This window comes from Streptomyces sp. NPDC091376 (assembly GCF_044757085.1).
Classification (GTDB): Bacteria; Actinomycetota; Actinomycetes; order Streptomycetales; family Streptomycetaceae; genus Streptomyces; species Streptomyces pratisoli.
In genome coordinates, this window is record NZ_JBIVUF010000010.1 from 135148 (window position 1) to 150706 (window position 15559).

Here is a 15559-nt window from a genome sequence, read left to right on the forward strand (position 1 = left end):
CGAGGGAATTCTCCCGTCTCTACCGGCCAGGGATGGGGGTCCCGTTCACGAACCGGTGCCCCGACGGGCATCATGCAACCGGAAGACCATCGTTTTATGTCTACGGGGACGGTGGCCTGCCATTGATGCGTCCGGGACGGTCGGCCAAGGGGAGCCCCGGTCCGGACCACACCGACCACGCACAATCACGCAGCCATCAGGCATGCGGGGGGATGACTCATGACGTCGACGCCACATGGCGCCCGGCAGCAGGACAACGACCCTTCCCGTACCACACAGCTCCGGGTTCCTCCGCAGCTCAGGACGGGAAGCCACCGGTCGCGCCCCAAGAAGGCGCTGCCGCGGTACGACTACGAGCACTACAGCAGGCTGGCCGGTCCCCTGACCCAGCCCGACCCTTCGAAACCGTACAAGGTGCAGTACCGCTCGCTGCTTTCGCAGGAGCCGCACCGTATCCGGGCCGCGCTGCTCCTCGGAGCCGCGCCGCTGGTCTCGCTGGGCCTGTTCGCCTGGCTGATGCAGCCGCAGCACTGGACCGAGCGCGACCCGAACCTCAAGAACGATCTGCTTCTGTGGCTCGACATCGTCATGCTCGTCTCGATCGGCCTGATCGAGCTCTTCCGCACGATGAACGTCCTGTCGAACGCGCACGCGACACTCGTCGCCCGTGACCCCGTCCCGGTCGTGCCGGAGACCGGCACCCGGGTCGCCTTCCTCACCTCCTTCGTGCCGGGCAAGGAGCCCCTGGAGATGGTGACGAAGACCCTCGAGGCGGCGGTGCGGATCCGCCACCGCGGGCTGATGCACGTCTGGCTGCTCGACGAGGGCGACGACCCGGCCGTCAAGGAGGTCTGCGCACGGCTCGGGGTCCACCACTTCTCCCGCAAGGGCGTCGCGAAGTGGAACCAGCCCAAGGGCGCCCACCGGGCCAAGACCAAGCACGGCAACTACAACGCCTGGCTCGAGGCACACGGCGGGGACTACGACTTCTTCGCGTCCGTCGACACCGACCACGTGCCCATGCCCAACTACCTGGAGCGGATGCTCGGGTACTTCCGCGACCCGGACGTCGGCTTCGTCATCGGTCCGCAGGTCTACGGCAACTACGACACCTTCGTCACCAAGGCCGCCGAGTCCCAGCAGTTCCTCTTCCACGCCCTGATCCAGCGCGCGGGCAACCGCTACGGCGCCCCCATGTTCGTCGGCACGTCCAACGCCGTCCGCATCAGGGCGCTCAAGCAGATCGGCGGGCTGTACGACTCGATCACCGAGGACATGGCGACGGGCTTCGAGATGCACCGCGCCCGCAACCCCGAGACCGGCAACAAGTGGCGCTCGGTCTACACCCCGGACGTGCTGGCCGTCGGCGAGGGCCCGACCGCCTGGACCGACTTCTTCACCCAGCAGCTGCGCTGGTCACGAGGCACCTACGAGACGATCCTCAAGCAGTACTGGAGGGGCTACGGGACACTGCCGCCCGGCAAGCTCTTCAACTACACGATGATGATCATCTTCTATCCGATGTCCGCCATGAACTGGATCCTGGCGGCGCTCAGCTGCGCCCTGTTCCTCGGCATGGGCGCTTCGGGTGTGCAGATCGACCCGGCGATCTGGATGATGCTGTACGGCAACGCGTCGGCGCTGCAGATCGGCCTCTACATCTGGAACCGCCGTCACAACGTCTCGCCGCACGAGCCCGAGGGCTCCGGCGGCCTCGCCGGCATGGTGATGTCCGCGCTCTCCGCGCCGATCTACGCCCGTTCCCTGATGGACGCCGCACTGCGCCGCAAGAGCAGCTTCGTGGTGACACCCAAGGGCGATTCCTCCAGCCCGGACACCCTCTTCGGCACCTTCCGCATCCACCTGTTCTTCATCCTGATCTTCGGCGGCTCGCTCGCGTCCTCGTTCTACTTCGGGCACGACCACCCCGCGATGATCACCTGGGCCGGCCTGGCCCTGCTGATCACCGCGGCGCCCATCTTCGCCTGGCGGTACTCCATTCGCGAGGAGAAGAAGCGCAGGAGCCGGCGCCGTGCGAAGCCGTCGCGCGGCAGGGGCTCCGAGCCCGCGCCGCCGGCCGCCCATGACCCGCAGCAGCAGCCCGAGTGGGCCCCCGCGGACCAGACCATGCAGATCGCCCTTGGGGGACGTAAGAAATGAGCGCACTTCCCGTCCGGCCGAACCACCGCAAGAACCGGGCCCGGCGGATACTGATCGGCGTGGCGGTCGTGGCGGTGATCGCCGGGTTCAACGGGCCGGCCCTGTACCGGTACGGCTCGGAGCAGTACCACGAGTACAAGATCAACCGGCCGGAGTACAAGGCGGAGAACGGCCATTGGGACTACCTCGAGGTCCCCTCCGAGTTCAGGATCAACTCGATCCACGCGGCGTTGCTGCACACGGGCAAGGTGCTGCTGATCGCGGGCTCGGGAAACAACCAGAAGAACTTCGACGCGAAGAAGTTCGAGTCGGTGCTCTGGGACCCGAAGACCAACGGGTACAAGCTCATACCGACGCCCAAGGACATGTTCTGCGCCGGGCACACCCAGCTTCCCGACGGGAAGCTGCTGGTCGCGGGCGGCACCAAGCGGTACGAGAAGCTCGGGGGCGACGTCACCAAGGCCGGCGGCCTGATGATCGTCCACAACGAGGACCCGGACAAGCCGATCACGCTCCCCGCGGGCACCAAGTTCACCGGCAAGAAGAACGGCAAGACCTTCGTCTCGAAGGACCCGGTGCTCGTCGAGAAGGCCAAGAAGGTCTTCGACAAGCAGACCGGCCGCTTCCTGCGCACGGAGGCGGGGCTCGGCCGCATCTACGTCGAGGCCGAGGAGTCGGGCAAGTCGTACGAGACCGGCACCGAGGACAACTACCGGGTGCACGGCCTCAAGGGCTCCGACAGCCGCAACGTCTACGGCATCGCGCAGAAGCTCGCCCTCGACAAGAAGGACTTCCAGGGCATCAAGGAGGCCTACGAGTTCGACCCGGTGGCGGAGAAGTACATCACCGTCGACCCGATGAACGAGGCCCGCTGGTACCCGACGCTCACCACCCTCGAGGACGGCAAGGTCCTCTCGCTCTCCGGCCTCGACGAGATCGGCCAGATCGTCCCGGGCAAGGACGAGATCTACGACCCGAAGACGAAGAAGTGGGAGTACACGGGGATCGAGCGGCGCTTCCCGACCTACCCCGCGATCTTCCTGATGGACAACGGGAAGCTCTTCTACTCGGGTTCGAACGCGGGATACGGTCCGGCCGACGTCGGCCGTGACCCTGGCATCTGGGATCTGGACACCAACAAGTTCAAGAAGATCCCCGGACTGAGCGACCCGGACCGGATGGAGACGTCCGCGACGGTCATGCTGCCGCCCGCCCAGGACCAGCGGTTCATGGTCATCGGCGGCGGCGGTGTCGGCGAGTCGGAGAAGTCCAGCGAGAAGTCCCGGCTGGTCGACCTCAAGGACCCCGACCCGCGCTTCAAGGACGGCGCTTCGCTGGACAAGGGCACGCGCTATCCGAGCGCCTCGCTGCTGCCCGACGACAGCGTGCTGGTCACCGGCGGCTCGGAGGACTACCGAGGGCGCGGCGGCTCCAACGTCCTCGAGGCGCGGACGTACGACACGAAGTCGGGGACGTACAAGCGGGTGGCCGATCCGCGGGTGGGCCGCAACTACCACTCCGGGTCGGTCCTGCTGCCCGACGGCCGCGTGATGATCTTCGGCTCGGACTCGCTGTTCGCCGACGACGCCAACACCAAGCCGGGCGTCTTCGAGCAGCGCATCGAGATCTACACGCCGCCGTATCTGTACCGGGACGGGCGGCCGGAGGTCACCGGCGGCCCGAAGAGGATCGAGCGCGGCGGATCGGCGACGTATCGCAGCCCGCAGGCGGCGAAGCTGACGTCGGCGAAGCTGATGCGGCCGAGCGCCGTCACGCATGTGACCGACGTGGACCAGCGCACGATCGCGCTGGAGATGACGAAGACGGCCGACGGCTTCAAGGTCACGGTGCCGAAGAACCGGTCCCTGGTGCCGTCCGGCTGGTACATGCTCTTCGTGACGGACGCCGACGGCACGCCGTCGGAGGGTGTGTGGGTGGAGGTCCCGTAGAGGTCCTCTCCCCGGCTTGGGCCGGGTTCGCCGGAGGGGCTCCTTGGGGCCCCTCCGGCAGTCCGAGGAGCGCGGGCACGGGGGCGGACTGCCGTGGGCGGACTCCTACTTCGTGTTGCGGGCCAGCTCCAGCGCGTACTGCGGGTACCAGTCGCCCGCCTTCGGGCCGCCCTTGCAGTCGCCGTCCGACTCGCCCGGCCGCTTCACCCACAGATAGGCGTCGACGAGCGGATCGCCGGTCTTCGTCGTCGGGACGTCGCCGAGCGCGCGGCCCGGCGGGTTGCACCAGTTCTCCTTCGGATCGCCCTGCGTGTACGGCCCGTTGCCGTTGCGGCTGGTGTCGATCACGAAGTGCTTGCCGCCGACCTTCGCGGAGAGCTTGTGGCCGTAGTCCTTGCTGGCCCCGGTGGTCTGGAAGTTGGAGACGTTCACCGCGAAGCCGTCGGCCTTGCCGATGCCCGCCCGCGCCAGCGGCTCGGGGAGGGAGTCCGGGTCGGCCCAGCCGGCGTTGCCCGCGTCCAGGTAGACCTTCGTCGCGGGCTGCTGCTTGAGCCGCTCGATGGCGCCCTTCAGCAGGTCGAACCGCTCCTCGTGGTATTCGGCCGGGGTGCAGCCGTCCACGAGGTGCAGCACGGCGTCGGGTTCCAGGACGACCGTGGCCCGGCGGTCGCCGATGCCCTCGGCGACCTTGTCGACCCACGCGCGGTACGCGTCACCGTCCGCGGCGCCCCCCTTGGAGAACTGTCCGCAGTCGCGGTGCGGGATGTTGTAGAGGACCAGCAGGGCATCGCGGTCGGCCTTCGCGGCGGCTTCCGTGTAGCCCTTCGCCTCGGCCTCGGGGTTGTCGGGGCCGATCCACTCGCCCACCGGCTGTGCCGCGATCTTCCTGATCAGTTCGGCGTTCTTGTCGTCGCCGTCGTCGAGGTACGAGGCCACCTGCTTCGCCGCGTTCCCCTCGGGGTTGACCCAGTACGGATCCGTCGCCTTGGGCTGCTGGGCAGCCGGCTTCGCCCCGTCACCGTCGGAGGAGGAACAGCCCGCCGCGAGCAGCGCGGCCCCCACCGCGACCGCCGTCCAGCGGGCACGCCCGACCTGACTGCCGTACATCCACTCCCCCTTGGTGCATGGTGCATGGTGCCGGGGCCGTCCCCCCAGGGTGCCCGCACCCCGGACAAGCCCGGTCGAATCCATCCTGGCACACGGCCCGGCCCGGCCACGAGGTCATGCGGCCCCGGGCCTCGGTCAGACGCCCCGGGCCTCCGTCAGATACGCCGACACCACGACGTTCGCCGTGTACGAGCTGGTCTTCTTGTCGTAGGTGCCGCCGCAGGTGATCAGCCGGAGTTCCGCGCGGCCCGGCTCGCGCACCCCGTAGACCTTCTGGGCGTCGAACCTCTCCCTGCTGAAGACCTGGACGTCGTCGATGGTGAAGACGGCGACCGAGCCGTCCGTGCGGGTAACCCGGATCTTCTCTCCGGGGCGGGCCGCGCTGAGGTTGTAGAAGACCGCCGGCTTGGTCGTGGTGTCGACATGGCCGACGAAGAGCGCGGCGCCCCTGGCTCCGGGCCGGGTACCGGTGCCGAACCAGCCGACGGTGTTGGGCACTTCGTACGGCGGCGGCTCGACCGCACCCGTCGTGTCGAGCCCGCGCGCGACGACCGGGGCGGAAACGCCGATCGACGGGATGTCCACCCGGCTCGGCCCCACGGGTGTCAGCGGATCGCGGGCGGGCGGCAGCGGCACACCGAGCGGGCGGCCGACCGCGGCCACATCGCCGGTCGTGGGGGCGGAGGCCCCACCGGGGCCGTCGGTGGCGTCCCGGCCCCAGAGCCACAGCGCCAGCAGCAGGATGGCCCAGGCCAGCCCCGTGAGCAGCCGGCCGTTGCCCGGCGCGCGTTCACCGGAGGACACGCGTTCAGTCCCGGTCCGAGGAGCCGATGCGCCGGCGGCGGGCGCTGCGGAAGGCGACGGCCACGGCCGCGACTCCGGCGAGGACCAGCCCGATCACCGTGTGCGGGGTCCCGGGGCCCTGGGTGTCGGCGGACTTGGCGGCATGAGCGGCAGCCGGCTCGGTGGCGGCGCCGCCACCACCGGCCCGTACCGGAGCGACCGGAGTCTGCGCGGGGTCGGGGTCCTGGAGATCGTCGAGCGAGGTCTCGTCCTCGCCCCCGCCCTCGTCGTCGCCCTCGTCCTCGTCGTCCCCGCCCTGCCCCTCGCGGTCCCCGCCCTGGCTTTCACGGTCCTTCTTGCCTTCGCCGGATCCCTGATCCTGCTTGGGATCCTTCTTGCCTTCGCCGGACCCCTGGTCCTGCTTCGGATCCTTCTTGCCTTCGCCGGACCCCTGATCCTGCTTCGGATCCTTCTTCACTTCCCCGGACCCCTGATCCTGCTTCGGATCCTTCTTGCCGTTCTGGTCCTCGCGGTCCTGTCTCTGGTTCTGCTGCTCCTCCTCGCCCTGTTTCCCGTCGGGCTGGGCGATGGCGGGGTTGAGGACCGTGACTCTGAGCTGCTCGCCTTCGTCTGCGTGCGCGGTCCCGGTGGCGGGCGCCAGAATCAGGAAACCGGCGGCCGCCCCCACCACACGGAGAGCAATCGGAACTGAACGCATTGTGAACCTCCTGGTATCAGAAGATTCACGCGTTCCGCCCGTTTCCGCATCTCCAGCAGACCCAGACGGGTCAGTACCGCCTCAGATCCGGTCGACGAGATCCGCGATCGAATCGGCCACGTTCGACGGCCGGAACGGGTAGCGGTCGATGTCGGCGGGCGTGGTCAGGCCGGTCAGCACCAGGAACGTCTCCATGCCGGCCTCCAGGCCGGCCAGCACGTCGGTGTCCATCCGGTCGCCGATCATCGCGCTGGACTCCGAGTGGGCCCCTATCGCGTTCAGCCCGGCCCGCATCATCAGCGGATTCGGCTTGCCCACGAAGTACGGGTCCTTCCCCGTGGCCTTCGTGATCAGCGCGGCGACGGATCCGGTGGCCGGCAGCGGGCCCTCGGCCGACGGGCCGGTCTCGTCCGGGTTGGTGCCGATGAAGCGCGCCCCGCCGTTGATCAGCCGGATCGCCTTCGTCAGGGCCTCGAAGCTGTACGTCCGGGTCTCGCCGAGGACCACGTAGTCGGGGTCGTGGTCGGTGAGGACGTACCCGATGTCGTGCAGCGCGGTGGTCAGACCGGCCTCGCCGATGACGTACGCCGTGCCGCCGGGACGCTGGTCGTCCAGGAACTTGGCGGTGGCCAGCGCCGACGTCCAGATGTTCTCGACCGGCACGTCCAGACCCATACGGGCGAGCCGGGCGTGCAGGTCACGGGGGGTGTAGATGGAATTGTTCGTCAGGACCAGGAAGGGCTTCCCGGTCTCGCGGAGCTTCTTGATGAAGGAGTCGGCGCCCGGGATCGGGACGCCTTCATGGATGAGAACACCGTCCATGTCGGTGAGCCAGGATTCGATCGGCTTACGCTCGGCCATGAAGCGGACTCCTGCTGTGTGCGGACGTGCTGGTGGGGCGCCGCCACGACGGTGTGCCGACGCCCCCAGCGTAATCAGGTGGACGGGATAGTGACCCCGTCGATCACCGGTCAGCTACCGGTGGCGGACTTCCAGGAATCGACGTACTTCTGGAGGTTCGTGTCGATGTCCTTCCAGTTCGGCTCGAACACCTGAACGCCTGCCAGGATCTTGGTCAGCTCGATGGCGTTGGCGTCGGTGGCCTTGATGTCGGAGCGTGCCGCGAAGCCGCCGCCGATCTCGCTGACCTGCTTCTGGGCCTTCTCGCCCAGCATGTAGTCGAGGAGCTTCTTGCCGTTCTCGGTGTGCGGGGCATCGCTGACGAGGCCGGCGGCGTACGGGAGCGCGAACGTCGTGGGCTTGCCGCCCGCCTTCGCCGGGAACCAGATGCCGAGGTTCGGCATGGACTTGGACTGGGCGAAGTTCATCTGGACGTCACCGTTGGCGACGAGGATCTCGCCCTTGTCCACCTTGGGGGCGAGCTTGGAGGTGGAGGAGGACGGGCCGACGTTGTTGGCCTGGAGCTTCTTCAGGTACTCCATCGCCGGCTCCTCGCCGCCGAAGTCGTGCATGGCCTTGATGACGACGGCGGTTCCGTCGCCGGCGACGCCCGGGGTCGAGTACTGGAGCTTGTCCTTGAACGTGCCGTCCAGGAGCTCCTCCCAGGTCTTCGGGGCCTCGGCCAGCTCCTTCTTGTTGTAGATGAAGCCGAAGTAGTTGTTCACGACGGAGGTCCACTTGCCGTCGCCGGACTTGTCGGCGCCGTTGACCTTGTCCGCGCCGGCCGGCTCGTACGCCTGGAGCAGCCCCTTGGAGTCGGCCTGCTGGATGAACGGGGGGAGGGTGACGAGCACGTCGGCCTGGGTGTTGCTCTTCTCGCGGGCGGCGCGCTGCACCATCTCGCCCGAGCCGCCCTCGACGTACTTGACCTTGATGCCGGTCTCCTTCTCGAAGTCCTTGAAGACCTGGTCGTACCAGCCGTCGCCGTTCTCGCCCTTGAGGCCGTCGGCGCTGTAGACGGTGACGACCTTCTCGTCGGAGGCGGCGGAGGAGCCTGAGCAGGCGGTGAGGGTGGCGGCGAGGGCGAGGCTGCCGGTGACGGCGGCGGTGACCGTGATGACGTTGCGGCGCATGGCGTGGGACAACTCCTGTCGGGACTGTCTGTGACGGTGTGCGGGGACGGGTGGAACGGGGCCCCAGGGCCTAGCGGAACGAGGCCCTGGTGCGGATACGGGAGACGGCGAGCAGGACGAGCAGCGTCGTGGCCATGAGGACCACGGCGACGGCGGAACCGGTGAAGAGGGAGCCACGGTCGGTGGCGGTGAAGATCAGCACCGGCAGCGGCATCCAGTCCGGCGGGTAGAGCATCATCGTGGCGCTCAACTCGCCCATGGACAGGGCGAAGCAGAGTCCTGCGGCCGCGTTCAGCGACGGCAGCAGGAGCGGCAGCTTCACCCGCCACAGGACGTACGAGGGGCGGGCGCCAAGACTGGCCGCCGCCTGCTCGTACATCGGGTCGAGACGCAGGATGGCCGCCGAGACCGACTGGTAGGCGAACGCCGTCACAAGAACGGTGTGCGCGAGGATCACGATCCAGCGTGTGCCGTTGAGGAGCATCGGCGGCTGGGAGAAGGCGACGAGGACGGCGAGACCGACGACGACGGACGGTACGGCGACCGGCAGCATGAAGAGTGCGTCGAGGATCCGGCGGCCGCGCTTCTTCAGGGCCGCCGCGGCGAGGGCGGCCCAGGTGCCGACGACGAGCGCCAGCAGGCTGGCGGTGACCGCCGTGATCAGGCTGGTGGTGAGCGCCTGCAGCGACTCGCCGCGGACGGCGGAGGCGTAGTGCTCGGTGGTCGGGCCGGACGGGAACGCCCCGGACCAGTTGGTCGACAGCGACGCGGCGACGATGACCAGGAGCGGCAGCGCGAAGAGGGGGACGAAGAGGGCGAAGAAGAGGACCCAGGTGGCCCACCTGCCCGTACGGCTATGCACCAGCACGCTTGCTCACCACCCGGTAGAGGCCGTAAAGGCCCACGGAGATCGCGATGTTGACGACCGCGACGACACAGGCGGCCGCGTAGTCGGACTCGAGGATCGCCTTGCTGTACACGAGCATCGGGAGCGTCGTGACGCCCTTGGCGCCGGTGAAGAGCACGATGCCGAACTCGTTGAGGCACATGACGAGGACGAGGCTGCCGCCGGCGGCGAGCGCGGGGAGCGCCTCGGGGAGGATCACCTGCCGGACGATGCGCGCGGGCCGCGCGCCGAGGGACGAGGCGACCTCCAGCTGCGCCGTGTCGAGCTGCGAGAACGCGGCGAGCAGGGGCCGCATCACGAACGGTGTGAAGTACGTGATCTCGGCGAGGAGCACGCCCCAGGGCGTCGTCAGGAAGTGGAACGGTCCGCTCGGCGCTCCCGTGACATCCGTCCACAGTCCGTTGGCCATGCCCACGGTGCCGTAGATGAAGAGCAGCGCGAGCGTGATGAGGAAGGACGGGAAGGAGAGGAAGACGTCGATGAACTTGGCCACCGCCTTGCCGCCCGGGAACGGCACGAACGCGATGATCAGCGCGAGCGTGAACCCGAGGACCAGACATCCGACGGTCGACCCGACGGCCAGCCACACGGTGGTGCCCAGCGCCTCCCGGAAGGCCTCGGACGCGAAGACGTCGGCGTAGGCGCCGGGGGCGAGGGATTCCTGGACGACGAGGGCGAGGGGATAGAGGAAGACGAGCGCGAGGACGGCGACGGGCGGGAGCACCCACAGCACCGTCGTGGCCTTCCGTGCCGCCGGGCCGGAACGCCCGGGCAGCACACCCGGCACCGCGTGCGGCACCGCCTGCGGTTCCGCGAGACCTCCACCGGGGCTAGCCATCGGTCACCCCCGCGGCCAGCAGCACCGCGTCCTCGGGCGCGAAGTGCACCGTCACTTCCTCGCCCAGGGCCGGAGGCAGCCGCAGTTCGCGCAGGTCCGCCTTGACCCGGTGCCCGTCGACGTCCACGTACAGCCGGTGCGTGGCACCGCGCCACTGCACTTCGGCGACCCGCCCGCGCAGCGCGTTCGGGCCCTCGCCGAGCCCGACGAGGTGCGGCCGTACGCACAGCGTGGCCGTCGCACCCGGGAGGGCTTCGCCCGACGCGACCTTCAGGTCCTGCCCGGCGAAGGTGACGACGTCCGCCCCCGCCGTCCCGATCGTCACCGGCAGCAGGTTCGCGTTCCCGACGAACGACGCCGTGAACTCCGTGCGCGGCCGCCGGTACAGGTCCTGCGGTGTGCCGCAGTCCTGCAGCCGCGCCTTGTCCATGACCGCGATCCGGTCGGCGAGCGTCAGCGCCTCGACCTGGTCGTGTGTGACGTACAGGATGGACACGTCGGGCAACTCACGGTGCAGCCGTGCCAGTTCGGCGAGCATGCCGGAGCGAAGCTGCGCGTCCAGCGCGGACAGCGGTTCGTCGAGGAGCAGCACCTTCGGCCGGATCGCGAGAGCGCGCGCGATCGCGACGCGCTGCTGCTGCCCGCCCGAGAGCTCCCGCGGATAGCGCTTGGCGTACGCCGCCATGCCGGTCATCTCCAGCGCCTCGGCGACCCGCCCGGGTATCTGGGCCTTGGGGGCCTTCTGCGCCTTCAGCCCGAAGGCGACGTTGTCCTCGACCCGCAGATGCGGGAAGAGGGCGTACTGCTGCACGACCATGCCGATGCCGCGCCGGTGCGGCGGCAGATCGGTGACGTCCCGGTCGCCGATGAACACCCGCCCGGAGACGGGCCGTACGAATCCGGCGACCGCGCGCAGCGCGGTCGTCTTGCCCGAGCCGGAGGGGCCGAGCAGGGCCATGACCTCGCCGGGCTCGACCGTCAGGTCGAGTGTGTCGAGGACGGTGTTGCCGCCGTAGGCGACGGACACGCGGTCGAAGTGGATGCCGCTGGTCATGCGTCGTCCTCCAGCTGCGCCAGCAGCGCGGGCAGTTCGGCGACGGAACCGAGGACGTGCGTGGCACCGTTCGCCGTCAGCTGCGGCTCGTCGTGCGCGCCGGTCCGCACGCCCGCCACGACGCCCGCGCCGGCGCGAACACCGCTGACCATGTCGTACGAGGTGTCGCCCGCGACCACGACCTGCCGCACGCCGTCCACCGCGCCGGTGCGCAGGAACGCGGCGAGCACCATGTCCGGGTAGGGACGGCCACGGCCGCCCGCGTCGGCGGGGCAGAGGGTGAGGTCCGCCAGGCCCTGCCAGCCGAGCGCGTCGAGGATCGCGTCCTGGGTGACACGGGCGAAGCCGGTGGTGAGGACGACGGTCCTGCCCTGCTCGCGCAGGGTCTCGATGGCGGAGCGGGCGCCGGGGATCTCGGCGATGCGGCCGCCGTCGACGAGTTCGCCGTACGCCACCTCGAAGGCCTTGTTGGCCGCCTGGGCGCGGGTCTCGTCGCCGAAGAGGTGACGGAAGACGGTGATCTTGGACTCGCCCATGGTGGCGCGTACGTGGTCGAGCATGCCGGGCATCGACTCCGGTGCGGCGCCCATGCGTTCGGCGGCCGCGGTGAAGGCCTGCTCGACGAGGCCGCCGTCGGCGACGGTGGTGCCGGCCATGTCGAGGACGACGAGGTTGAGGTCGCTCAGGTGCGTGGTCGTGTCTGCGTTCATGTCCGTGCCTGCGTTCATGTTCATGTGGGGGTTCACCTTCATGTGGGGGTTCACCAGCCCAGCTCGTCGGCGGTCGTCTCGGCGATGGCGGGCGAGCAGGTCATGCCGCGCCCGCCCGGTCCCGTCACCAGCCACACGCCGTCGCGCACCTGCTGGCGGTGGACGACGCGGGAGGTGTCGGTGCACTGCGCGTACACCCCGGCCCAGCGGCGGCGGATCGTCGGCAGCGGCCGGCCGAGGAAGCCCTCGATGACCCGCGTGAGGTGCTCGTAGGGGTCCTCGAGGGTGTCGAACGCGAAGGGGTGCTCGTACTCGTGGGTGTCGCCGATGGTCAGCCCGCCGTCGCGGCGCTGCACCATCAGCAGCTGCATCCTGTGCGCGGCGGCCACCGGCTCCTGCGCCTGACCGGCGTCGAGCGCGTCGAGTGCCTCGGACGCGTACGCCGGGTAGTAGCGGAAGGAGTCGGCATCGGCCACGGAGGTGGTGAGCGGCTCGCCGAGCGGGTCGGTCTGCGCCATCTGGAGGCGTACGCGGCGCACGGGGATGTCCCCGGCAATCTCGCGGACGAGGCCGCCGAGCCATGCCCCGGTGCACAGGACGACGGCGTCCGCGGTGTGGACCTCGCCGTGGTCGTCGCGCACGCCGCTGCGCCCGTCCTTGCCGGACTCGATGACCTCGCGGACCTCGCGTCCGGGCAGAAAGGTGTAACGGCCGGAGGCCAGCAGAGCCTTGCGCAGGACGAGTTGTGCGGTGCGGGGCTCCACGGCCGCGTCCCGCTCGCAGTGCAGGGCCGCCACGAACTCGCCGCGCAGCGCCGGGTTGATGGCGCGCGCCTCGTCCGCGGTGACCAGCTTGTAGCCGCGGGCGGCGGCGTCGGCCCGGGCGACGGCGGCCTCGGCGACGGCGAGTTCGAGATCGTTCCGTACGGGCGTCAGCGAGCCGATGGCCCGGAACCCGAGCTCGGGAATCCGGGCACCGATGCCCTCCCACAGCTCCCGCGCCCGCAGCGCGGTCTCCAGCTCCTCGCCGCCGGCGCGGCCACTCACCCAAATCTGCCCGAAGTTGCGCAGGCTCGCCCCGCGCGCCTCGGCCTCCCGCTCGATCTGTACGACCTCGTGGCCGCGCTCCACTGCTTGCCAGGCGTGCATGGTTCCCACCACGCCGGCTCCTACGACGATGACTCGCATGGCCGCAACGGTCCTCGCGACGGGTGACCCGGCGAGGGCCGGTCGGCAACGGGACGGTGAACGGGCCGTCAAGCTTGGCCTAGACCCGTTATCTTTCCGTGACCTGAAGGCGGTGGTGAGCGCGGTGCCGGATCAGCCGCCGAGGTGGGCCGAGAAGCTGAATCGGTCCCCGCGGTAGAGCGTCCGTACCCGCTCCAGGGGCCGCTTGGCCGTGTCCCGCGAAACCCGGTGGATCAGCAGCATGGGCAGGGCGGGCGGGGTGCCGATGAGCAGCGCCTCGCGCGGGGTCGCCAGCACCGTCTCGATCCGTTCGTCCGCGTCCCCGAAGCCGATCCCGAGCCGGTCGCGGAGGTAGGCGTAGAAGGACGAGTCGGGATCGAAGTCGCTGTCGAGGCGCGGCACGCGCGCGACGGAGACGTACGTACTCTCCAGGCCGACCCGCTCGTCGTCCGCGAGCAGCAACCGCTCCATGTGCCAGACGGGCTCGCCTCGCTCCAGCCCGGTCTCCTCGGCGAGCCGCGGCGGGCACGGGAAACGGTCGAGGGAGATGAGGTGACGTCCGGGCGTAAGACCCTGCCTGCGTACGCCTTCGGTGTAGCTGGCGAGCGAGAGCGGCTGCTCCAGCTTGGGGCCGGCGACGACGGTCCCGCGGCCCTGGCGGCGCAGCCGGCCTTCGAGGAGGAGTTCGCGCAGCGCCTGGCGCACGGTCTCACGCGAGACGTCGAACCGCACGGCGAGATCACGTTCGGTGGGCAGCAGCCCGCCTTCGCCCAAGTCGTCTATCAGGGCGGCCACTTGGGCCTTGACGGCGTAGTACTTGGGGATGCGGCCGTGCTCGGGGATTCCGGAGCGTACGGGTGCGCCCGGCGCCTGGTCGTTCGGGTAGTTCGGGTAGTCCACGCCGGGATGTTGCCAGATCCTCGTGAACGGGCAGGTGAACGGCCGGCGGACGGCGCGGTGAACGGGACGGTGAAGGGGCTGGTCAGCGGGACCGCGGAGGGGCCGGGGAGCGGGGCTGGTCAGCGGGACCGCGGAGGGTCCCGGTCAGCGGGGCCGGGAGCGGAGCCGACGCCTCCCGAAGAGGAGGACCAGCGATCCGGCCAGGAGCGCGCCGCCGGCCGCGGCGAGCCCGATCGCGTACCGGGGTCCGGTGCCGGTCGCGGCCAGCTCGTGCCCGTCCTGCCACGTCGTCCCGGTGTCCTCCGTGCCGGACACATCGCCGGACGAGTTCCCGGAGGGGTTCGCGGACACGCCCGTGGACTGGGGCTCGCTGCTCCCGTCCGGCGGGCTTTCGGGTTCCGTGGCCCGGCCGGTGGGCTCCGCGGCCAGGATGCTGAAGCGGTAGTCGTTGGACTCCCCGACCCAGTCGCCGTCCGCCCCACGCCGCTGGACGACGGCGGCGTTGGCCACCACGGTATCCGGGGCGGTGGCGCGGTCGGGGAAGCCGAGACGTACCCGAACGGTGAAGGTGCCCCGCGCGGGGAGGGACAGACCCGCGAACCCGCCCGCCCCGGCGCCGAAGGCTCCGACCGCCTCCCCCTGCTCCGTCTTCTCGATGGTGACGGGGCGCCAGATCTGCACTCCCGCGTCGAGGAACTCCATCCGGATCCGGTCGGGGGTGAGCGCCCGCCCCTGTCCGGTGAGCACGACGACGGGGTGGATGTTCAGGCAGGGCTCGGCCGTGGTGTTGGTCAGTTCGACGGAGAACTCATGAGCGCCCGCTCCGGCCCGGTACTGCGCCGGGCCCTCCACGATGCGGGCGGCGACCGGGAACTCCGCCGCGCCCACGTCGCCGCAGGACGGCAGCTCGTCGACGGGCACGCCACCGGGCGCCGCGGGCGACGCGGACGCCGATGCCGCGAGCCGGGACGAAGCGGAGCCGGAGGAGCCGGAAACGGAAGCGGAACGCGAAGGGGAAGAGGAGGTGGAGGCGGAAGCGGGATGCGAAGGAGAGGGATGCGGTGACGGCTCCGCGGCCTGCGCGGGGGCGGGGGCCAGGCCCGCCAGGGCGACGGGAGCGATGGCGGCTGTGGCGGCTCCGGCGGCAAGGGCGGTGCGCAGGCGCATGAGAACCTCTGCTGGTCGCGAGCGTGGGCGGCGTGGAGAACCGACG

Annotated in this window: 14 protein-coding genes; 2 read left to right on the forward strand and 12 right to left on the reverse strand. The window is 70.0% G+C overall.

Annotated features, from left to right (window positions below; all coding sequences use genetic code 11):
• Positions 1 to 219: 219 nt before the first annotated feature.
• Positions 220 to 2160, forward strand: a complete 1941-nt coding sequence (locus tag ACIQMR_RS22325; RefSeq protein WP_401389919.1) for a glycosyltransferase — start codon at positions 220 to 222, stop codon at positions 2158 to 2160.
• Positions 2157 to 4109, forward strand: coding sequence for a galactose oxidase-like domain-containing protein (locus ACIQMR_RS22330; protein ID WP_401389922.1), 1953 nt, complete (start codon positions 2157 to 2159; stop codon positions 4107 to 4109). The genes ACIQMR_RS22325 and ACIQMR_RS22330 overlap by 4 nt, the downstream gene beginning before the upstream one ends.
• A 105-nt stretch (positions 4110 to 4214) precedes the next feature.
• Here ACIQMR_RS22330 and ACIQMR_RS22335 read toward each other — a convergent pair whose 3' ends face one another.
• From ACIQMR_RS22335 to ACIQMR_RS22390, 12 genes are all read right to left on the reverse strand, one after another.
• Positions 4215 to 5216: a glycoside hydrolase family 6 protein gene (locus tag ACIQMR_RS22335; protein WP_401389925.1), complete on the reverse strand. Its 1002-nt coding sequence runs from the start codon at positions 5214 to 5216 to the stop codon at positions 4215 to 4217.
• 135 nt (positions 5217 to 5351) lie between these two features.
• The gene (locus ACIQMR_RS22340; RefSeq protein ID WP_358669269.1) at positions 5352 to 6020 is read right to left on the reverse strand and encodes a class F sortase; all 669 of its coding nucleotides are present in this window, start codon (positions 6018 to 6020) and stop codon (positions 5352 to 5354) included.
• Positions 6021 to 6024: 4 nt separating this feature from the next.
• Positions 6025 to 6717 carry a hypothetical protein gene (locus tag ACIQMR_RS22345; protein ID WP_401389928.1) on the reverse strand — a complete coding sequence of 231 codons (693 nt, stop codon included), beginning with the start codon at positions 6715 to 6717 and terminating at the stop codon, positions 6025 to 6027.
• An 81-nt stretch (positions 6718 to 6798) separates the two neighbouring features.
• Complete coding sequence (locus ACIQMR_RS22350) at positions 6799 to 7578, reverse strand: HAD-IIA family hydrolase (protein WP_266373894.1); 780 nt, start codon at positions 7576 to 7578, stop codon at positions 6799 to 6801.
• Positions 7579 to 7688: 110 nt separating this feature from the next.
• Positions 7689 to 8750, reverse strand: coding sequence for a 2-aminoethylphosphonate ABC transporter substrate-binding protein (locus ACIQMR_RS22355; RefSeq protein ID WP_401389931.1), 1062 nt, complete (start codon positions 8748 to 8750; stop codon positions 7689 to 7691).
• A 70-nt stretch (positions 8751 to 8820) separates the two neighbouring features.
• Positions 8821 to 9618: an ABC transporter permease gene (locus ACIQMR_RS22360; RefSeq protein WP_401389934.1), complete on the reverse strand. Its 798-nt coding sequence runs from the start codon at positions 9616 to 9618 to the stop codon at positions 8821 to 8823.
• Positions 9605 to 10495, reverse strand: a complete 891-nt coding sequence (locus ACIQMR_RS22365) for a 2-aminoethylphosphonate ABC transporter permease subunit (RefSeq protein WP_401389936.1) — start codon at positions 10493 to 10495, stop codon at positions 9605 to 9607. The genes ACIQMR_RS22360 and ACIQMR_RS22365 overlap by 14 nt, the downstream gene beginning before the upstream one ends.
• Positions 10488 to 11549 (reverse strand): ABC transporter ATP-binding protein, encoded by a 1062-nt coding sequence (locus ACIQMR_RS22370; protein WP_401389939.1) that lies wholly within the window; start codon positions 11547 to 11549, stop codon positions 10488 to 10490. Before ACIQMR_RS22370 ends, ACIQMR_RS22365 begins: the two co-directional genes overlap by 8 nt.
• A complete protein-coding gene (locus ACIQMR_RS22375; RefSeq protein WP_401390312.1) occupies positions 11546 to 12277 on the reverse strand; it encodes a phosphonatase-like hydrolase in 732 nt (243 codons plus the stop codon). Before ACIQMR_RS22375 ends, ACIQMR_RS22370 begins: the two co-directional genes overlap by 4 nt.
• Before the next feature lie 32 nt (positions 12278 to 12309).
• Positions 12310 to 13446, reverse strand: coding sequence for a TIGR03364 family FAD-dependent oxidoreductase (locus tag ACIQMR_RS22380; RefSeq protein WP_401389942.1), 1137 nt, complete (start codon positions 13444 to 13446; stop codon positions 12310 to 12312).
• A gap of 132 nt (positions 13447 to 13578) precedes the next feature.
• Complete coding sequence (locus tag ACIQMR_RS22385) at positions 13579 to 14346, reverse strand: GntR family transcriptional regulator (protein ID WP_401389945.1); 768 nt, start codon at positions 14344 to 14346, stop codon at positions 13579 to 13581.
• Between the two features lie 144 nt (positions 14347 to 14490).
• Positions 14491 to 15513, reverse strand: a complete 1023-nt coding sequence (locus ACIQMR_RS22390; RefSeq protein WP_401389948.1) for a hypothetical protein — start codon at positions 15511 to 15513, stop codon at positions 14491 to 14493.
• Positions 15514 to 15559: the final 46 nt, after the last annotated feature.